Consider the following 19262-nt stretch of genomic DNA (forward strand, 5'->3'; position numbering starts at 1 on the left):
CGCTAGGGCTCATCGTTGGCGAGTGCCTGGGCAGCAGCCACCACCTGGTCGTAGACCTGGGCACGGGGTGCCGAGAAGGCCTTGGACAGCCGCTTTGCCAGCGCGGACTTGGGCTCGCCTGCGGCAAGCCCCTCGCGGATGGCCTCCTCGAGCGTAGGCGCCTCGCCGGCGCTTGCCGTAGCGTGACGGCGCTCCTCAAGCTCCTCCGGCGTTGGCGGCGCGATGACGATCACACACTCCCCGCGAATCTCGTCACGCGCGGCTATCTGGGCGGCAAGCGCCGCGGCCTCGTCGCGCACGACCTCCTCGTGCAGCTTGGTGAGCTCGCGCACCAAGGCCACACGGCGCCCGGGCATGACCTCGGCCACGTTCGCGAGCGTGGCAGCCACGCGATGCGGCGACTCGTAGCACACAATGGCCCCTGGTACCTGGGCAAGCTCGCCGAGACGAGCCACCTGCGCGGAGTGGCGGCGCGGCAGGAAGCCCTCAAAGAAAAAGTGCTCGCACGCCAGGCCGGATGCGACCACGGCGCAGGTCACGGCAGACGGACCGGGCACGACCTCCACGGGGAGCCCCGCGTCCAGCGCGGCGTCTACCAAGCGCTGTCCGGGGTCGCTCACGCCAGGCATGCCCGCGTCCGAGACAAAGGCTACGCGCTCGCCTGCCTCCACGCGCTCCAGGGCGGAAGCCACGCGCGACGCGATCACGTTCTCGTCGCAGCGCAGGAGAGGAACGTGCAGGTCAAAGGCCGAGAGGAGCCGCGCCGTGACGCGCGTGTCCTCGCAGAGAATGACGTCCGCCTCGCCCAGCGTTCGCCTGACGCGAGGCGAGGCGTCCTCGAGGTTTCCTATGGGCGTACCCACCACGGAGAGAATGCCGGCCATTAGCAGATAAGCCCCCGCTCGAAGGAGGAGAGCGCCACGCGGGCATCCCAGCTGGAAAGTCTACCCGTGGTCTTCCAGGTTTGGAAGAACCATGCAGGGAGCTTCTCGTATGCCGTGAGCTGCTCTGACGAGTAGATGCGCTCAAGCGCCACGCGACCCTCGGGCGTCATAGCCGCGTCCGCAATGGGAAGCGCCGAGGACCACTTGCCCACCATCACGGGCAGGCCGCTCCTTTGGTCCTCGCGGATGTGGCGGTGGATGGCTGCCATGATGTGCCGCAGGCCCATGGTGTTTGCCCCAGGCGCATAGCCCATGTCGGCCATGATGGTAGAGGGCCTATCCAGATGGCAGTCAAGCCAGACGTTTTGGTACTGGCGCTGGGCCATGAAGCGGCGCCAGTCAGTGGGAATGCCTGCGTCGGGCAGAATGACCACAGGGTCTGGACCGGCAGCCTCGCGCACGCGGTCGTAGGCGGCACGGTAGTAGTTTCTCAGCAGGTGGCCGGGCAAACCGTCGGTAACGCCCAGGCCGCGCCGCGTTTGGATGCGCGCGTCATCTGCCACCTCGATGCCGTAGAAGCCCATGCGCGAGGCGTACCTCGAGCTAAGCTGCGAGAGGACCCAGAGTGCGTTCTCGCGGATGCCGCGGTCGTCTGTGAAGTTGTTCCAGGTCTCCTCGTCGCCGGGCACACCGGGGTTTACGGCAAGTGCAAAGACCACCTTGAGGTCTATCTCCTCAGCCCACTCGAGCGCTTGGTCAACCTCATCAATGCAGCCCAGGTAGGGACCGGGGTTGGGACCGGCTTCGCCAAAGACGTACCACGGCACGGGCAGCCTCACGGCGTTGAAGCCGCGCGAGGCGATGCGGGAGAAGTCGTCTTTGGTGAGGAAGCGGGCACGATGGCGACGCACCACCTCGCGGTATCCCTTGGCACCCAGCGATGTGATGAGCGAAGGCTCGTCAAGAGCACCCGAGCCGGAGAACAGCTCCGGCGTGACCCAGGATTCGAGCGTAAGCCAACCAGTGAGGTTGACACCGTGAAGGGCGTTCTCTGCCATGCGCCACCTCGCTCCCATCAAAGTTAAGCGCTTATTCAGAGTGTAACGCAGGTTGTAGCGTTGAACGAACCGACCAGCGATATTGCTGTGACGCTTCTGTCACATATCCGGGCCCCACTTGTAGCTGAGCGACACGCATTCGTACACGAATGTGTGGCGGCTATTGCAGAGAAGGTCGCCGGCGCACCAGCCGCGGCGTCCTAGTCCACGTCCGGCTCGTACGAAGCCCGGTTGTTGGGCGTCTCGTTGCAGTCGACTCGGCAAACGGGAAGGCCGCGCGACGAGAGCCGGTCGAAGAGGTAGTGCGCCAGGTTCTCCGACGTAGTACGGAAGGGCAGCATGGTCAGGCTGAAGCCCTCAGACTTAAGCGCCTCGAGCGTCGAGGGCGCAAGCGAACCCTCCTCCACAAGGAAGGTGTGGTCAAGGGCATCGCACTCCTCGCGCACGATGCGCTTGAGCGTGGCAAAGTCCACAACCATGTCCTTCTCGGTGCCAGAGGTGCCCAGCTCGTCCGCCCGCACATAGGCAGTCACGCGCCACTGGTGACCATGGAGGTTCTCGCACTTGCCGTTGTAGTCGGTAAGGAAGTGCGCCGAATCAAACCAGTACTCAGTCGAAAGCGTGTACATGCATAGCCCCCTGTTGTGAAACAGCCAGAACGCAAAACGACTCACCGGGAATCTGCCCACCACATCAAGCAGGTAAATCTGAGAAGTTTTCGGACGTTTTTGCTGAGAAGAACACCGTTATATGTCCGAAAACTTCTCAACAGCACCAGAGGGAAGGGCCGAGACGTGCGTCACCAGCCGAGAGGCACAAGGCGGCCGCGGTCCCGGCGGCAGGCCGAGAAGCGTGGAGCGGCCGGAGCCCCTATGACCTACTCCCCCGTCGGCGACGGCGTGCTGCCACCTGCGGATCCTCCGTTGGCTCCACCCTCGCCGCCGCCACGACGTCCGCGGCCGCCACGATGACGACGGCGCCTCTTGGGAGCGGCTCCATCACCGGCAGCAGACTGGCCGGCAGTGCCATCGGCAGGCTTCGCTGGCGCCATGTGCTTGGGAGCGGGACGGCCACCCTGTGCCGCAGCACCGGCACCGCCGCGGTCCCCCGGGTGCCGCGTGCGACGACGCTGCTGCCCGCCCTGCGGCTGCCCGGCACCAGCACCAGCGCCCTTCTCGGCACCCGCGCCGCGTCCCTGGCCCTGCTCACCCTCGGCACCGGCCGGAGCGCCCGCACCCCCGGCAACACGGTGGTGCCTGCGACGGCGCGTGGGCTTGGGTGCATCCGCATCGGGCTCAACGCCACTCGTCACTGTGACCTCGAACTCCTCGGCGGCAAGCTCAACGCGAGCAGTGCGACCCTTGCGGTGGCGGCGCCTTGTGGGCTGCTGCTCACCCTCCGCACCTGCGGCATCCGACGAAGGCATGCCGGCACCCGCGCGCTTCTCGGCGCCGCCTGCCGCATCTCCGCCGTCGCCCGCGCGCCTGCGACGACGCTTGGGCTGCACAAAGAGGTCTGCGTCGTCAAAGCCCTCGGGAGGCGTCACGCCGTTCGCGCGGTCAAGCTCGGCCAGGGCCATACGCACGTCGGGCGACTGTAGGCGCTCGAGGACGTCGCGGGTCACCGTGTCCGGACGGCAGGCGCATCCCAGGTCCTTCGACTTCTTGACGGCGGCATCGGAGGCGGTCATGTCTGCCAGCGGCACGCGCACCTGCTTGCCGTTCTCAAGCCGCAGGCAGATCTCCTCCTTAGGAGTGTCGTACTCAACAATCTTGGCCTTGCCCAGCGGCGTCTCGATGACGGCGTTGCGCTTGGGCGCACGACCCTTGAAGTCGCGGTATGCCTCGAACTCATAGCGCAGGCAGCACATGAGGCGGCCACACGCGCCAGAGATCTTGGTGGAGTTGAGCGGCAGGTCCTGCTCCTTTGCCATGCGGATGGAGACGGGCTCGAAGGCAAGGCCAAAGCGGGTGCAGCACAGCTCCTGGCCGCAGTGGCCCCAGCCGCCAACCACGGCGGCCTCCTCGCGCACGCCAATCTGGCGCATGTCGATGCGCTCGTGCAGCTCGCGCGAGAGGTCGCGCACAAGCTGGCGAAAGTCCACGCGCTCCTCGGCCGAGAAGTAGCAGACGACCTTGTCGCCATCGAAGAGGTACTCGACGCCCACGGGCTTCATGTCAAGGCCGCTCTGCGAGACAAGGCGCCTGAACACGGGCAGGGCCTTCTCGCCAAGCTCGGCCAGCTCCTCGGCATGGTCCAGGTCCTCGTCACTTGCAACGCGAAGCACGGGCCTGAGCTGCGCGTGGTTGGTCACGCGGTCAAGGTCCTCGGAGCTCATCTCGCGCGGGTCGGCGGTGGCAAGGCCAATCTCATGGCCGCGCTCGGTGGCACAGATCACGTGGTCGCCCTCGAGGGCCTCGGTTCCCGCGACGTCAAACCACAGGTCGCGGGCGGCGTATTTGAACTTCACCGGAATGACGGTGGGCATGCAAGTGCCTCCTTGATACGAAGAAGCATGACCTCGAGGGCCAGCTGGGGTGATACGTTGTGTGCAAGATCGTCGCCTGCGGAAGAGACGGCATCGAGCGCGGCCAAGGCGCCAGACGTTCCCGTCGACGCGGCAAGGCGGTCGACCACGGCGGCCGCATCCTCGTTCACGATCTTCTGCGGCACGCCCTCACAGCGCACCAGCACATCGCGCAGAAGCGAGTCCGCAGCGGCCAGGGCCTCCATGATACCCGAACGCTCACGTGCCGTAAGCTCGCGCTTGTTGGCGTCGGCCACCTGCTTGAGGGCGGAGGCGGTGAGAAAGTCCGCACTCTCCTTTGCGGCCTCGTCCTGGGCCACCTGCACGTCCTTCAGGGGCACACGCACTGCCGCCAGAAGGTCGCGCGCCGAGCAGAGCACGTCCCACGAGTCGTCGCGGCCAAGCTCGTCCAGAATGCGCACGACCAGGCGCCGCACTTCTCGGCGCGAAGGCGACGCAAGGAAGTCAGAGGCACGGGAGGGCGTGCCGGCAACCGAGAGCGCCACGCGGGCCTCGGCCTCACTGGCGCCGGAGCGGTGCATGACCTCATCCAGCGCCACGCTTGGCGCGATGGTGCGGAACGGGACCACCTGGCAGCGCGAGACAATGGTGGGAAGTACCGAGGCAACCGAGCGGGCGAGAAGGATGAACACCACGCCCTCCGGCGGCTCCTCTATGGTCTTGAGCAGCGCATTTGCCGAGGTGCCACGGAGAAGGCCGGCGTTCTCGAGCACGTAGGCCTTCGCGCGAGCGCGGCTGGGTGCGCGGTTCACGCTCTCGATGAGGTCACGCACCTGGTCGACGAGGTAACCGGTGACGCTTCCTGGGGTGAGCCACTGCACGTCCGGGTGGGTGCGGTGCGCCACGCGGCGGCAGTCGTCGCAGGCACCGCAACCGTCGTTGGGGCAGACCACGCACTGCGCGAGGGCGAGAGCCGCCTCCTCCATGCCGGAGCCAGGCGCGCCCACAAAGAGGTACGCGTGCGAGAGGCGCCCCTCGCGAACTGCGGAGACGAGAAGGTCTCGAACGCGCGGCTGGTCACCAAGCGCGTCGAACACGGCTGCGGCGCGCGCGGGCACGGCACCATCCCTAGCCGCGGCCATGGGGCACCGCCTCCGTTGCGAGCGACGCGGGAAGGACGTCTGCAAGGGCGTCGAGAATCGCGGAGTAGACCTCGTCCGGCGTGCCCGTTGCGTCCACCAGGCGCACACGCTCGGGTTCCTCGCCAACGAGGCGCAGGTAGCCGTCGCGGACGCGCTGCTGGAAGGCAAGGCCCTCCGCCTCGAGGCGGTCCGCCCCACCTGCCGTAGCGCGTGAGAAAGCCAAAGCGGGGTCAAGGTCCAGGACAACCGTGCGGTGGGGCGTGACGCCGCAGCTCCCAAGCCCGTTCGCCGTTCTCACCACCTGGGACGAGAGGCCTCGCGCGGCCTCCTGGTAGGCCAGGGTCGAGTCGAAGAAGCGGTCGCAGACCACGGTGGCACCGCGCTCGAGCGCGGGCGAGATGACCTGTCGCACAAGCTGCGCACGGCTGGCCTCATAGAGCAGGAGCTCGCACTCGGGGCACATCTCGGTGTTGGAGGGATCAAGCAGCAGGCCGCGGATCTTCTCGGAGATGTCCGTGCCGCCGGGCTCGCGCAGGCGCACAACGTCACAGCCGGCGGCCTCGAGGGCGTCTGTAAGACGGGCTGCCTGCGTGGTCTTGCCGCAGCCGTCAATGCCCTCGAGCGTGAGGAAGAGACCTCCCCCCTCGCCTGTTGTTGCCATACTCGCCTCCCAATCGCGCACCTACATGCATAAGCCGAACCACTTTAGCAGGTCAACGTGGGGAGATGATGAGACAAGGGGACAGTCCCTTTGTCTCATGACGCGGCCCTCCGGCACCACTCGGGTACCGGAGGGCCGAAGGGGCTGTGCTGGCGTACCCACGCTACTGCGCGGTGTAGCCACCATCGATGTAGAGGTGCGTACCGGTGGTGAACTCGTTCTCGACGAGGAACACCACGCCGTGCGCAATCTCCTCGGCCTTGCCAAGACGTCCCAGCGGATGCAGGGACTCGAGGCGCTTCATGCCATCCTCGCCCATCGTCTTCTCGTTGATCATGCCGGTGTAGATGTAGCCGGGGTTCACGGTGTTCACGCGAATGTTGTACTTGGCAAGCGCCAGAGCGGCGGACTGGGTAAGCAGGTTCACGCCACCCTTGGCAGCGTTGTAGGACGGCAGGTTGGGGTCGCCGATAGTCCCCTCGATGGAGGAGGTGCTCACAATTGCGCCGCCGTGGCCCTGCTTCTCCATCTGGATGGCAGCGTACTTGATGCCGTAGAAGACGCCCGTGAGGTTAATGGAGATGAGCTTATTGAAGTCCTCGTCGCTCATCTGGTCAACGGGGAGGAAGTTGGCGATACCGGCGTTGTTATACATGATGTCGACCGAGCCGTATGTCTTCACCGCGAAGTCGATAAGGCCCTTGACCTGCGCAGGATCGCTGGTGTCGGTCTTGTGGAAGACTACATCAGGAGATACAGCCTTGAGCTCCTCAAGTGCCTTGGCGCCCCGCTCCTCGTTGCGGCCGGCGATAACAACCTTTGCGCCCTTCTCCAGGAACGCCTTTGCGGTAGCCAGGCCAATGCCCGAGGTGCCGCCAGTCACAACCGCTGTCTTGCCCTTGATCTCAAACATGAGTTCCTCCAAACAGTTGTTAAACCCAAACGCACTAAGACCCCTACCCGTAGGAGGATTGGTAAATCGTTTTATTCATTCACTTTACGTAAGCGGCAATAGTAAATCCGCGAGTGGTTAAGAAGATCCCCGCTTGTTCGAGCACGTACGCTGTTGTGTGGGAATGTCGAAGAGGGACTAGGCATTTCTAGCCGAAAGGCGATGAACAAACACCGGCATGTCAACGTCAACGACCATGCCCCCAAGGTAAAAAGAGTATCGCTCTGCAGATCAAAACAACGCGGCCCCTGCAGTGTTGAGCAGGGGCCGCGTCTGATTGTCTCACTGATTTACGCAGAATATTTCATCTGAAAAACTCAGCACTTCTCCTTGAACTCATGAATCTTCTCGATAAGTGCGGGAACGTTGTCGTGAAGCTTGAGGATGGTTGAACCCACGAAAATTCCGTCGCCGCCAGCCTCTTTCACCATCTGGGCATCCTCTGGGGTGTGCACTCCAACTCCGCAATAAATCGGATTCTTCAAACCCCGCTCGCGCAAATAGTCGATGCAAGACCTGAGCGTTGGATGTTGGGGAGTTGCCTGTCCGGGAGCGGGTACGGCTTGCATGTAAGTGAATCCGTTCGACTCCAGCGCTTGGCGAACTTCCTCTTCCGGAAGATTGAACTGCACATAGCAGCTAATCTTGAGTCCAGAGTCAATAAGCTCGTTCTTAACCGTGTCCCCATCAGGCCCAACCAAGATAATGTCTTCAAACCCATTCTCTTTGCAAAAGGCAACGAATCGAGAGACGCCAATTTCGAGAACAGTATTCTCGTAGGTCATGATGATGAACTTTGTATCCGGAAGCAGCTTACGAGCTTTTGCCATACCCTCCATGTACTTATCGTAATTCGGCTCATTTTCAAGGGCTTTTGCCATCCTGCCGGCAATAAACTCACCCTCCAGGAAGGGATTGCGACTTGGGAAATCCATCTCAATCATGTCGCAACCCGCATCCACATACGTCTTTGCCATCTCAATGCTGCTCTCGATGGTTGGATACCCATTCGAGAGATAAAGAATGAGCTTCATCTTGTGCGCCTCCTCCATTGTGAACACAGCCCCATCCCGGCTTTGCTACGCTCCGTAGTAAGCCTTCTTGAGAAGATCGGCGAATTCGGGGACTGTCGGAATGACAGGATTCGTCTTTGTGCATCCGTCATGAAGCGAGGTCTCCGCCATCTCCTGAAGATTGTTCAGGTAAGCCTCTTCGTCAATACCCGCATCCTTTACAGTGTTGGGTATTTCCAGCTGCGTGTTAAGATCTCGGACAAGCTGCGCCAGATCAGTCGCTCCCATCTTATCTGCGAGATCCGCATAGCGCTTCTTTGCCCACTCATCTCTGCTGTTCCACTCAATGGTGTAAGGAAGAAGAATTGCGCAAATGCGACCGTGGGCAATTGGGAAGAAACCGCCAATGGTCTGAGCCATAGAGTGATCGATTCCAAGCGATACGTTCGTGAAGGCAAGTCCAGCAGTCATAGACGCATCGCACATCATCTCGCGAGCTTGAATGTCATCGCCGTTGGCATATGCCTTAGGAAGCCACGTAACGATATCAACCGCTGCCGCGGTGGCGAGAATGTCGGCAACATAATTGGCCCTATTTGAGACGAGGGCCTCAACCGCGTGAGTAAGTGCATCCATACCGGTTTCGGCGGTAACGTGTTGTGGCATGCTCTTGGTCACGTCGGGGTCGCAAATGGCGATGTCTGGCATCATTTCCATGTCACCAAGGCCATGCTTTCGACCCTTCTCGTCATCGGTGATGACAACGGAGCGCGACACCTCGGACGCGGTACCAGAAGTTGTGGGGATGCACATAAAACGAGCTTTCGTGCGAAGCTTGGGCAGTGGCTTAGTGTGCAAAATCTGGTCAAGCTCTTTAAGCTCTGGATGCTCGTACATTACCCACATGGTCTTAGCGGCATCCATTACAGAGCCTCCGCCCAAGGCGCAAATCAGGTCAGGCTTTTGCTCAAGCATGCTTTGCGCGCCACGGGAAACGGTAGAGAAATGAGGATCGGGCTCTACCCCCTTGAATACAAAGGTCTCTGCCCCGCCGTCATGAAAGTACTCTTCAACCCTATCAAGTGAACCATTGCGCTCAACCGCATGACCACCAATAACGATAAAAGCCTTCTTGCAGCGCACGGAGGTCTTGATGTACTCCAGGCTTCCCTCACCAAACATCAGCTCACTACCCGCAAGCTTCATTGGCCTCATCATTGTTGTCGGACCACCTTTCTTTCCAGCAAAGTTTCGCCGGAGCAGACAGTTATTAGATTCAGTTACCTACCAAGCGGTGCAAGTAGCTTTCTCACAAGCTCGTAGTCGACCGGATTAGTCGTGAGGCCGCCTTTTTTGAACGTAGATCCCACAATTGCTCCGTCGGCAATCTTGAACTGTTCCGCAATATCATTCGGATTAATGCCCGAGCCCGCCATCACCGGAATATTAACTACGTTCTTTACGCGCTGGATCATGTCAATCGGCGTCTCTTCGCCTGTTGTTGTTCCAGTGACAACAATCGCATCAGCCCCGGCAGCAACGGCATTCTTCGCGCTCTCCTCAATAGGAACCTGGGAGAGAAGCATGTTGCTGTGCTTCACTTGGATGTCGCAGAGCAGCATAACGTTCTCGGCATTGAGACGCTTACGCAGATCAATCACCTTGTATGCACATGGAGTAACGATGCCGCACCAGTTAACCACCGTGTCGACAAATGCTGGCACACGAATAAAGTCGCAGCCATTTGCAACGGCGATACCTAGGCTGGCTTCGCAATCGTTAAAGGAGGCATCCACACCAACGGGAATGTTAACTTCTTTTTTAACAAGCGCCGTCGCTGCGGAAAGAGCGGCAACCTGAGTCTTCGAAATGAGCTCGGTAAACGGGCTGTCATTGGTGTTCTCAACCATCACTGCATCAACGCCACCGCGCTCAAGCGTTTTCGCATCTTCGACAGCCTGCTCCATAACCTTGTTAATGTCACCCTGATATGATGGCGAACCCGGAAGCGGCAGGCAGTGCACCATGCCGATAATAAATCCCCCGCGGACCTTTATCACATCATTTATGCTCTTCATCTCTCGTCCTTTCCATGGGTCTTCCCGCAAACAAGTTGCATCAAACCGCCGCAAATCGCGCAAGTCCCTCAAGAGTCACCCGGCAGAGCAAATCTTCCGCCGATGTCCTTTCATCCCCTTTGAGGCTGTCCTTGAGGTTCTCCAGTACCGTTGCGACGGTAACAACACAAGCCCTTACTCCCATAAGTCGCGCAACCGTGAGAATGCAACTCGACTCCATATCAATCGCGCAGACATGAAGCCTCTTCATCTCATCAAAGGTTGAAGAGATGTCCCTCCCCTGCTCTTGGGACAGGCGCGAGTCATGCATTTGGGTGTAGAAGCCATCCATGCTGCAAGTTATCCCGTTAAGGTACCTGCGGCCATGGTCCGCGACCGTCTTGTTCATGGCGTTGACGAGCTCGATATCGGCAACTGCAGGATACCCGCGCTCGACGTAGGTGTCACTCGTGCCATCGCGTCTCACCACTGCCGCGGGAATGATGAAATTGCCCAGCATGTCATCCAAGAGCGACATCGAGGTTCCCATTCTCACGGCAACCATCATCCCCGCTTCGTACATTTCTTCCAAAGCGATTGCCGCGGATGGTGCACCGATTCCCGTAGAGCTCACCGTGATTGGGACACCCTTATAACTCCCCGTATATGTATTGAACTCCCGGTTAAACGCAACGTGAGTGGGGTTATCTAAATAGCGCTTCAGGACTTCAACGCGCCAAGGGTCGCCCGAAAAGATAACGTAAGGAGCAACCGTTGTCTTCTCTGCATTCAGATAGAGCGTCGCCATGCTAGTCACGCATCCTTCCTATTTCGCCGCGGTTCTCCTCGAGCCTCCCGAGTAGCTCAGCTTCGTTGGGAACGGAATTGCAACAGCCGTATTGCTCGAGAACAAAGGAAGAGAGCGTTGCACCGAGCATGCAGCACTCCGCAAGGTCCTTCCCTCGCACCCAACCATACAAGAAACCGCTCATATAGGCATCTCCACCACCTGTGGCATCAACGACATTGGGGCATGGAACAACTCCCACCGAGCCGCGTTCGATGCCGCCGTCCGGCAAGCGATGAGACCACGAAGATCCCTTCGAGCCATATGTCGTGACAATCGTATGGACTTCATCGGAGAGAATGTCCTCAATGGTCTCGAGACCGAACATCCTCTCGATGCATCGGCGCTCCGATTCGTTTGTAAAAATAATCGTCGAATGGCAAAGCAGCTTCTTTAAAAACTCCGTGGGGAACGCCGTCTCATCGGCTTTCATTCCAAATGCAACTGGGATGCCGTGCGACTTGCACTTCTCAAAGAACTCTTCGTTATCCCGCTGCGAGGCAACCGTAATAACCCCAAGCCCAACGTCATCAAATAGTTCGTCAGACAAGGGCACAAAATACTCCGGAGCCATTGGACCAGGATAGTAACAGGTGATGTGCTGCCCATCCGCGTCCTGGATAAGGTAGCTTGCTGAGGTAGCTTCACCTGGAATTACGGTAATCGCATCCGTGCCAACACCAGCATCTTCGAGGAAAGAGCGAAATCCATTCTCCTCCCAATCATCCCCAACCCTCAGAATCGGCTTCGCAGGAATGCCGAGCTTGCTGAGCGCATATGCAATATTAACTGAGCAACCACCGTAATATGTCTTCGTACAAGTGCTATTGGTAATGATGGATGTGTATCCCACGCGAGCAGGAGTCGAGATTTCAATCATGTGATCCATACTCACGTACCCAGACGTCAGCACGACTCGCCCGCCCATCAAAGCACCCCTTCCTTAATTCGAGCAAACAACTCATCCATCCCTATAACATCGCCAAGGTACTTCCGAATATCCTCAAGATGCACCTGGTTGACGACGTCAGAGTCGGTTGCCACGCACTCGCTAACAACAATGGGCTTGTAGTCGAGGTAAAACGCGTCGGTAACCGTTGCGCGAATACAGCAATTCGTCTTCGTACCTACAACGATGACGTTATGGACATTGTTCTCACGCAGGACAAGATCAAGATCAGTGCCAAAAAACCCTGAGTATCGACGCTTCTTGATAACGTAGTCCCTTGCGGGATCCACCTCTAGCATTGGGTCTATTTCATCACCCCACGTGCCTTCAATACAATTTGGTCTCATCGAGGAGGCTTTCTCGTCAACCTTTCCCACCCTGTTGAAATGCTTCAGAAAGATGACGAGAATTCCAGCGTCTCTGCAAGCGTCAATGACCCTCTTCACCTTTGGAAGGATTTCCCGATTCTGCGGATAGAAGACCAATCCGTTAGGGTCCGTAAAATCTCGCAGCATATCCACGACAAGAAGGGCGCTATTGGATCTCCGCTCTGCATCCTTACCCATTTGCGAACCCCCTCGTGCGTACATTGCGGCGCTTGGAAACCTGCACGACTAGCAGCACGACAACCATCACAACATACGGAATCACATCGAAGAGCCCAGAAGCCGGCCCGGCATAGATGGCCAGGTTAATCGAGAGCGAGCGAGCAAAGCCGAAGAGGATTGCATACAGAGAGGACTTGAGGGGATCTCCGCGCCCGCAGTAGATGGCAGCGATTGCGACAAATCCTCTGCCTGCGGTCATACCGTTTGTATATAGCCCCAAACGCTCTGTCGAGAGGTTAATTCCTGCAAGGCCGCAAGTAAGAGCACCAATAAGAATCGCAACAATCTTGTAGAAGTTTGTCTTGAGGCCGAGCGACTTTGCTGCATCTTCATTCTCGCCGACCACGCGTACGTAAGTACCAAACTTCGTACGGTAGGAAAGCACCCACATCAGCCATATTCCAATGAAAGCAACGTACGTGAGAATGGGGTGCCCAGAAACGATTGGCCCCAAGATAGGAATCGCGTCAATTCCTGGAATGATTATCTGCAGATCAGATACGTTGAGGCTTGATAGCGAAATATTTGCGACGTTCATCCTTACCATGACAAATCCAGCAATGGCAGTCACAAGAAGGTTGAGCGCAACTCCAATAATGATTACGTTTCCCCTGAGCGTGACGCCCATCACTGAGAAGATGGCGCCAAAAATCAGAGCCGCAAGAACACCGGCAAGGAGCCCCAAAACAAGGCTGTTCGTGAAATAGACCGTTAGGGTCGACGCGAACGCGCCAATCCCCATCATTCCTTCAAGAGCAATGTTAAGTACATTGGCCTGATAGGCAAACACCCCTCCTATGACGCAGAGGATGATGGGGGCAGCATGGTAAACAGTGTCGTAAAGAATGCTTGCAAGCAGATCCATCTCTATGCCTCCCCAGCGTTATTGTCAGACACCACACCAGCAGATGTCTGAGCTGCCGAATGCCTGCGAGAGATGCGCTTCCGCGCACGGTCCCTCAGTCCAAAACGCTCATCAAGAAGCTTCACGGCAAGGAACAGGATGATGAGACCCTGGATTACCGTCACAATCTCCTTGGGGACGGAAGAATAGAGGTTGATGTTGTCTGCACCGGTCTTAAGGGCAGCATAGAAAATCGCTGCGATTAGGATTCCAACAGGAGAGTGGTTGCCAAGCAAGGCAATGAGCATGCCGTCCCACCCGAGGCCGGGGTCGCCGGAGAACGAAAGGGTGTAGTGATACTGGTCGGATAGCATGTATCCCGCACCCGCAAGTCCGGCAAGTGCACCGGATATAAGCATGAGCACGATGATTTTCCGGCGAACACGCATTCCCATAGCGTCGGCAAACTCGACGTTCTTGCCCATTGCGGTTATCTCAAAGCCAAGCTTCGAGTGATTCATTACAAAGAACATAACGACAAAAGCAGCAAGCGAAATAAAGAAGAACGGGGTGAGCTTTGCGCTAGAAATACGTTGGAACATAGCCCCATCACTGATGGTGGGCGTGCAGACATATCCTGCACCCTGGTCGCGAAATACCCCAGTAGAGAGAAACTCCAGTACTTTGGCCAATGCGTAGTTGAGCATGAGGGTAACAACCATCTCGTCAACATGGAAGTATGCCTTGAGCAGGGCAGGCACCACCACATAAAGCATTCCGCAGACTATGCCAACCAGGAGGCACAACAGCTTTAGCATAGTGGGATCAAGTGTTGCAGGAAGGTATGCCCCGGCAATTCCTGCGAAGAAGCCGCCTAGTAAAACTGACCCCTCAACACCCATGTTGTAGATGCCAGCCTTGAAGTTCACAGCTATTGCTAGGCCAGTAAGAATGAGCGGAGCAGCGTAGTGCAGGGTAGTGAGGAAGCCCTTGGGAGTCAAGAGAGACTTGCTTATGAGAATCCAGTACGTCTCAACAGGATTCTCTCCAATGGACGCGATTACGACACCGCCCACGACAAACGCCAGAAGGACGGGGATGAGTGAGTTGAGTATGCGTATTCCTACAGTTCTAGCCTTCAACTTTCTCGCCTTCCCCCTGCTTGATTCCCGCCATGAGCAGACCAAGCTCTGTACTCGTTGTGTCCCTAGGAGATACCTCACCGGTTATTTGACCCTTGCACATGACGATGATCCGGTCGGAGAGACCGAGGATCTCTGTCAATTCACTTGAAATCAGAAGGACAGCGTTGCCATTGTTGCGGAAGCGAAGGATTTCCTCGTGAATCGACTCAGTTGCTCCAATGTCCACGCCTCTGGTCGGCTGACATGCGATGAGGAACTTAGGGGAAGATTCCAGCTCTCGCGCAATGATAACCTTCTGAGCATTACCTCCAGATAGAGCACCAACTGCCCCGTCGATATCACCAACGCGAATGTCGTACTTAGAAAGCAGAGCGTCTCTCCTCGCCAAAATGGCTTTGCGATTGAGAAGGCCATGTTTACACACAGTAGGGTCACCATGGTGGCCAGCGATACAGTTGTCGGCAACACTCATTGTTGAGCAAAGCCCGTCTTCAAAGCGGTCTTCCGGAATAATCGCAATGCCCTCGGAGCGCAGCGAGTCGGGCCACTGGTTTGTAATGTCTTTTCCATCGAGTGTGACACTGCCTGAAGTGGTGGTCATAAGCCCTGTGAGCACTTTTACGAGCTCTGTCTGACCGTTACCTTCAACGCCTGCGATACCAAGAACCTCCCCTTCATGCACATCGAAGGAAACGTCATGAAGGACTTCTTTGCCATACTCGTTAATAGTGGACAGGTTCTTTACTGAGAAGCAGACATTCTTCGATGGTGATGTTGTCACGTCATTATGAACAGTGAGCACCACCTCACGGCCAACCATCATCTGGGCTAGCTGCTCCTGCGAGGTATCCTTCGTCGCTATTGAGCCAACAACCTTGCCGTGCTTAATGACGGTAACAGAATCGGAGAGCTCCATGACCTCGCGAAGCTTATGGGTAATGACAATGATTGTCTTGCCCTGCCTTTGCAATTCACGAAGGTTATCGAAGAGCTTGTCCACTTCCTGGGGTGTCAGCACGGCAGTTGGCTCATCCATGATGAGCACATCAACGTTTCTGTAGAGCATCTTGAGAATCTCAACACACTGCCTAGATCCAACAGAAATGTCTTCGACTTTTGCGCATGCATCCAAATCGAACTTATATTTCTCTATTAAGTCAGAGACAGCCTTGATTTCCTCTTGCGTGTCGATAAGGCAAGTTCCTTTGCGGAGAATCTCTGCCCCAAGAAGCACGTTTTCGTAGACCGTAAGGCTTGGCACAAGCTTGAAGTGCTGGTGGACCATGCCTAGCCCATGGGAGATGGCATCCGCCGGTGACTTGAAGTGTGTCTCTTCGCCTCGCAGTATTATCTTGCCACTGGTAGGCTGCAGCATGCCATAGAGCATGTTCATGAGGGTAGATTTGCCAGCGCCATTTTCTCCAACGATGCACTTGATTTCGTTTTCCCTGACTGCAAGGTCAATGTGATCGTTGGCAACAAAGTCCCCGAACATCTTTGTGAGGCCAACTGTTTCGATAACGTTTCCCACGAGCGCACCACCAATCTGGGAAATTAGTACGTGGGGCGGGCACCAAAGCAGTGCGCCGCCCCACAGCGAGCCTTTATTTGATGTTCACGTTCGGGCACGTAGAAGGATCAAAGGTTTCGCCGTTCTGCGCGTTGACAACCTTGATCTCGCTGCCAACCTTGCCCTTCAGGTCCTCAATCTCTGCCCAGATCTCTTCCCACTTCGCCTTGCCCTCGTCCGTAGTGATTGCTTTCTGAATTTCCGTGCAATCGGTAAGACCCGTTGCACCAGAGGCAAGCGAGTAATCCTGCAGATTGTCCATAGAGGAGAGCGATCCGTCATCGAGAGCGTCGCAAATAGTCTGGACAGGGACGTTCGTGTTCTTGAGCACAGAAGTCAGAACGTAGCCAGGTTGCTGATCATCCTTGTTGCCGTCAACCTGAATCGCGAGCTTACCAACCTCCTTGGCTTTGGAAGTGATTCCGTCACCCACGCTACCGGCGCAACCAAACACAACATTTGCTCCGTTGCCGTAATATGTGCCGGCAACTGTGGCACCACCAGCAGAATCAGTGAAGCCCGCGTCGTACTTGGCATAGTAGTCATACGTAACGCCAAGCTTCTCCGCCTCGTAGTTGATTCCCGTGATATAGCCATAGGAGAAGACAACGATACCGGCAGAGTTGGTACCGCCAATAAACCCGCAGGCACGAGCGGTGCTAGGATCGGTGAAGCTGTAGTCTCCGCCCTTAAACAGGGTCTCGGCGTTCTCGTTCACGAGAACGGAAAGTGCGCCGGCAAGGAAGGAGGACTCGTTAAGGTCATATAGAACTGCGATGACGTTCTTGTGCTTTACCGAGCCGTCATCATTCTTGTTGGGGTTGTCGTTGAAGATAACCCACTCGGTGTCAGGATATTGGCTCGCGAGCGGCTCGGCACCACCGACACCGTTAATCAAAGCCTCGAAGTCATACGCCATGTTGAATACGATGTCATAGCCATCCTCGCCAAGCGACTCGAGGGCATCAGGGACACCGTTCGTGGGCTCAACGATTTTTACTTCCCAACCCTTGTCTTGGCCAACCTTCTGGGCCCCTTCAACAGCTGCTTGGTTGTATCCGTTGTCGTTCTTGCCGGCATCGTCACAAAGAACCGCAATGCGCTTCTTCTTGTTTTCGTCACCAGAGCTGCTGGAGCCCGAATCCGAAGTGCTCGAGTTACCACAGGCGGCAAGGCCCAAAATGGTAGCCACTGCAGCTGAGGTACCGAAGAACGAACGACGCGACATCTTCTTGTTCATGAAGTCTTGCATGGCCTTCTCCTCTTCCTCGTGCAACTACAACTTGCTGAACCCCCTACGCACATCCATGAACTCGTTACAGGCTCCTCCTATCCCCTTCTCCTCCATCCATGACCTGATTGATGTAGAACTTGAATTTGTCACTTCTGTAGCAGCATTTGAAGAACTCGATTGGACACTCACGCCCATGAATCTTCCCCCTGGTCACACACTCAAAGTGGAGTATCGGGGTTCCGGAACTCACCTCTAGATAGCGCGCAATCTTACCTTCCGCTAAGACCGCCTCTATTGTTCTCGTTGCCGTAGTAATTTGGCAGCCGTACTGTGAACCAAGCACGGAATAGAGTGACTCGCACGAGAAGTCATGGGCATCAATCCCTGGAAAGAGCTTGTACGGAAGATAAGTTACCGTGTGGTTTAGAGGATCATCATCCGCAAAGTAAATTCGCTCGAGTCTAAACACTCGCTCGTTATCCCCGAGCTCCAAGAGGCGTCGACGTCGCTGGTCAGCAATTTCAGTCGATGCGGATATTACATGCCTTCTCGGAGTCATTCCGAGATTAATGACATCTTGGGTACAGCTGGTAATTGAAATCAAGTTCTGCTGAATCTTATCCGACTTGACGTATGTCCCCTTGCCCTGAATTCGGTAGAGGTAATTCTCACCTACAAGTTCATCAACTGCCCGGCGTACCGTTATCCTGCTAACCCCAAACATTTCCGTAAGCTCGCGCTCGGAAGGAATCAGCTCGTTTTCCTTGTACTCTTCTTTCTCAATCTTCCTGATAATGGCGCGCTTGACAATGTAGTACTTGGGGGCCATGGACTGGTCAGCTGCCCGTAGTCGCATTTCAAGTGGCAATTCAATAGACTGTGTCACTAACGACCCCCTAACATCATGTTGTCATATCCAGTTAAAAATACTATCGGCACCTTCAAGCCAGCATGGTGTTTGCGCCGCGACGAGTCAGCTTTGCTCCGTGAGCGGTAATACCAGTGAATCTACCTGCGCCAATACTTCCGGAGAGCACCCGCACAAATGAAACTGGATACCCGGAACCGCTTCGCCCGTTGCTTGCTAAATGGTTTAGGCCCATTAGATTGCAAGTCCCTTTCGCGCCAATGACCAATGGTAAAGTGATGATGAAGTCCATACTACGAGAGAGCTCTCGTTTGGTTTCCATCGCCATGGCTCCGGGCTCAGGGTCAATGAAAACAGGCGCCCTTAGCTCGCGATAAGCTTCGTAGGGAGCTCCGCTTCTTCATGCGACCAGACCCCTTCGCTGGCCTCCGCTTCAATTATCTCAAGAGCATCCTTTTTTGAATGCGACTCGTCACCGTAGATTAGCTCTTCGAGACGATTGCATACCTCGTGGTGTGGCGTCACGGTGGCCACGTACGTAAGCGATATCCACGAGCAGACCCCCTGGCGTTGGGTCGACCCAGGGTTTCCATCTCCCCTTCAAGAGAACGCGCACGGCAGGGTTGGCTCAATCGGGTCGCGGGTGGTGGACGCACGACGCACAAACCGTGCAAGTTTATGCCTTAATCGTGATAGAACCTCACGTGCCCGGCGGGTATTGGCGCCAGGCCGCCCCATGTGAAGGCAGCGGGGCACGACAGACCAACCTGCCCGGCACTGCGAAGCACTCGGCCGTCGCTGAGGTTATGGAAAGGCCCCTGCACCGCGCAGGTGCCGGGACCTTGCTCCACCGGTCCACAGAAAAAGGGGCCCCGCGCTCGGCGCGGGGCCCCTCCTGTGGCGAAAACGCCCCCAGTCGGCCAGCGGCGTCCTGGTCTCCCA

The 19262-nt window shown here is 57.2% G+C and carries 18 protein-coding genes; all 18 read right to left on the bottom strand.

All coding sequences use genetic code 11. From position 1 onward, the window contains the following. Positions 1–2 precede the first annotated feature (2 nt). Complete coding sequence (gene rsmI / locus AUL39_RS07085; protein WP_059054858.1) at positions 3–884, bottom strand: 16S rRNA (cytidine(1402)-2'-O)-methyltransferase; 882 nt, start codon at positions 882–884, stop codon at positions 3–5. Then, on the bottom strand, positions 884–1942 hold the full coding sequence (locus tag AUL39_RS07090) for a glycoside hydrolase family 5 protein (RefSeq protein WP_059054859.1): 1059 nt from the start codon (positions 1940–1942) through the stop codon (positions 884–886). The genes rsmI and AUL39_RS07090 overlap by 1 nt, the downstream gene beginning before the upstream one ends. Positions 1943–2142: 200 nt before the next feature. After that, positions 2143–2571: a 6-pyruvoyl trahydropterin synthase family protein gene (locus AUL39_RS07095; RefSeq protein ID WP_059054860.1), complete on the bottom strand. Its 429-nt coding sequence runs from the start codon at positions 2569–2571 to the stop codon at positions 2143–2145. 248 nt (positions 2572–2819) lie between these two features. After that, positions 2820–4430: a PSP1 domain-containing protein gene (locus AUL39_RS07100; protein ID WP_059054861.1), complete on the bottom strand. Its 1611-nt coding sequence runs from the start codon at positions 4428–4430 to the stop codon at positions 2820–2822. Continuing rightward, the gene (locus tag AUL39_RS07105; protein ID WP_059054862.1) at positions 4409–5572 is read right to left on the bottom strand and encodes a DNA polymerase III subunit; all 1164 of its coding nucleotides are present in this window, start codon (positions 5570–5572) and stop codon (positions 4409–4411) included. The genes AUL39_RS07100 and AUL39_RS07105 overlap by 22 nt, the downstream gene beginning before the upstream one ends. After that, a complete protein-coding gene (tmk, locus tag AUL39_RS07110) occupies positions 5559–6233 on the bottom strand; it encodes a dTMP kinase (protein ID WP_059054863.1) in 675 nt (224 codons plus the stop codon). Before tmk ends, AUL39_RS07105 begins: the two co-directional genes overlap by 14 nt. Positions 6234–6396: 163 nt before the next feature. Continuing rightward, on the bottom strand, positions 6397–7146 hold the full coding sequence (locus AUL39_RS07115) for an SDR family NAD(P)-dependent oxidoreductase (protein ID WP_059054864.1): 750 nt from the start codon (positions 7144–7146) through the stop codon (positions 6397–6399). Positions 7147–7502: 356 nt separating this feature from the next. Beyond that, positions 7503–8237: a tryptophan synthase subunit alpha gene (locus AUL39_RS07120; protein WP_268873228.1), complete on the bottom strand. Its 735-nt coding sequence runs from the start codon at positions 8235–8237 to the stop codon at positions 7503–7505. 27 nt (positions 8238–8264) lie between these two features. Then, a complete protein-coding gene (locus tag AUL39_RS07125; RefSeq protein ID WP_235810789.1) occupies positions 8265–9404 on the bottom strand; it encodes an iron-containing alcohol dehydrogenase in 1140 nt (379 codons plus the stop codon). Between the two features lie 74 nt (positions 9405–9478). Beyond that, positions 9479–10276 (bottom strand): BtpA/SgcQ family protein, encoded by a 798-nt coding sequence (locus AUL39_RS07130; RefSeq protein ID WP_059054866.1) that lies wholly within the window; start codon positions 10274–10276, stop codon positions 9479–9481. A gap of 40 nt (positions 10277–10316) precedes the next feature. After that, the gene (locus AUL39_RS07135) at positions 10317–11063 is read right to left on the bottom strand and encodes a nucleoside phosphorylase (protein WP_059054867.1); all 747 of its coding nucleotides are present in this window, start codon (positions 11061–11063) and stop codon (positions 10317–10319) included. A 1-nt stretch (position 11064) separates the two neighbouring features. Then, positions 11065–11982: a carbohydrate kinase family protein gene (locus AUL39_RS07140; RefSeq protein WP_235810790.1), complete on the bottom strand. Its 918-nt coding sequence runs from the start codon at positions 11980–11982 to the stop codon at positions 11065–11067. Positions 11983–12029: 47 nt separating this feature from the next. Continuing rightward, positions 12030–12617, bottom strand: coding sequence for a cysteine hydrolase family protein (locus AUL39_RS07145; protein ID WP_059054869.1), 588 nt, complete (start codon positions 12615–12617; stop codon positions 12030–12032). Continuing rightward, the gene (locus tag AUL39_RS07150; protein ID WP_059054870.1) at positions 12610–13524 is read right to left on the bottom strand and encodes an ABC transporter permease; all 915 of its coding nucleotides are present in this window, start codon (positions 13522–13524) and stop codon (positions 12610–12612) included. The genes AUL39_RS07145 and AUL39_RS07150 overlap by 8 nt, the downstream gene beginning before the upstream one ends. Positions 13525–13526: 2 nt before the next feature. Next, positions 13527–14645 carry an ABC transporter permease gene (locus tag AUL39_RS07155; protein ID WP_059054871.1) on the bottom strand — a complete coding sequence of 373 codons (1119 nt, stop codon included), beginning with the start codon at positions 14643–14645 and terminating at the stop codon, positions 13527–13529. Beyond that, entirely contained in the window at positions 14635–16179 is a 1545-nt protein-coding gene (locus AUL39_RS07160; RefSeq protein WP_201783930.1) for an ABC transporter ATP-binding protein, read from the bottom strand. Before AUL39_RS07160 ends, AUL39_RS07155 begins: the two co-directional genes overlap by 11 nt. Before the next feature lie 73 nt (positions 16180–16252). Next, on the bottom strand, positions 16253–17470 hold the full coding sequence (locus AUL39_RS07165; RefSeq protein ID WP_082667299.1) for a BMP family ABC transporter substrate-binding protein: 1218 nt from the start codon (positions 17468–17470) through the stop codon (positions 16253–16255). A 64-nt stretch (positions 17471–17534) separates the two neighbouring features. Then, on the bottom strand, positions 17535–18338 hold the full coding sequence (locus tag AUL39_RS07170) for a GntR family transcriptional regulator (protein ID WP_201783931.1): 804 nt from the start codon (positions 18336–18338) through the stop codon (positions 17535–17537). Between the last annotated feature and the right edge of the window lie 924 nt (positions 18339–19262).

The organism is Tractidigestivibacter scatoligenes, from assembly GCF_001494635.1.
Taxonomy (GTDB): domain Bacteria; phylum Actinomycetota; class Coriobacteriia; order Coriobacteriales; family Atopobiaceae; genus Tractidigestivibacter; species Tractidigestivibacter scatoligenes.

Bases quoted from the DNA above. Each gene is read 5' to 3' on its own strand.
- rsmI (WP_059054858.1), bottom strand. From the start codon at position 884: ATGGCCGGCATTCTCTCCGTGGTGGGTACGCCCATAGGAAACCTCGAG.
- AUL39_RS07090 (WP_059054859.1), bottom strand. From the start codon at position 1,942: ATGGCAGAGAACGCCCTTCACGGTGTCAACCTCACTGGTTGGCTTACG.
- AUL39_RS07095 (WP_059054860.1), bottom strand. From the start codon at position 2,571: ATGTACACGCTTTCGACTGAGTACTGGTTTGATTCGGCGCACTTCCTT.
- AUL39_RS07100 (WP_059054861.1), bottom strand. From the start codon at position 4,430: ATGCCCACCGTCATTCCGGTGAAGTTCAAATACGCCGCCCGCGACCTG.
- AUL39_RS07105 (WP_059054862.1), bottom strand. From the start codon at position 5,572: ATGGCCGCGGCTAGGGATGGTGCCGTGCCCGCGCGCGCCGCAGCCGTG.
- tmk (WP_059054863.1), bottom strand. From the start codon at position 6,233: ATGGCAACAACAGGCGAGGGGGGAGGTCTCTTCCTCACGCTCGAGGGC.
- AUL39_RS07115 (WP_059054864.1), bottom strand. From the start codon at position 7,146: ATGTTTGAGATCAAGGGCAAGACAGCGGTTGTGACTGGCGGCACCTCG.
- AUL39_RS07120 (WP_268873228.1), bottom strand. From the start codon at position 8,237: ATGGAGGAGGCGCACAAGATGAAGCTCATTCTTTATCTCTCGAATGGG.
- AUL39_RS07125 (WP_235810789.1), bottom strand. From the start codon at position 9,404: ATGAAGCTTGCGGGTAGTGAGCTGATGTTTGGTGAGGGAAGCCTGGAG.
- AUL39_RS07130 (WP_059054866.1), bottom strand. From the start codon at position 10,276: ATGAAGAGCATAAATGATGTGATAAAGGTCCGCGGGGGATTTATTATC.
- AUL39_RS07135 (WP_059054867.1), bottom strand. From the start codon at position 11,063: ATGGCGACGCTCTATCTGAATGCAGAGAAGACAACGGTTGCTCCTTAC.
- AUL39_RS07140 (WP_235810790.1), bottom strand. From the start codon at position 11,982: ATGATTGAAATCTCGACTCCTGCTCGCGTGGGATACACATCCATCATT.
- AUL39_RS07145 (WP_059054869.1), bottom strand. From the start codon at position 12,617: ATGGGTAAGGATGCAGAGCGGAGATCCAATAGCGCCCTTCTTGTCGTG.
- AUL39_RS07150 (WP_059054870.1), bottom strand. From the start codon at position 13,524: ATGGATCTGCTTGCAAGCATTCTTTACGACACTGTTTACCATGCTGCC.
- AUL39_RS07165 (WP_082667299.1), bottom strand. From the start codon at position 17,470: ATGCAAGACTTCATGAACAAGAAGATGTCGCGTCGTTCGTTCTTCGGT.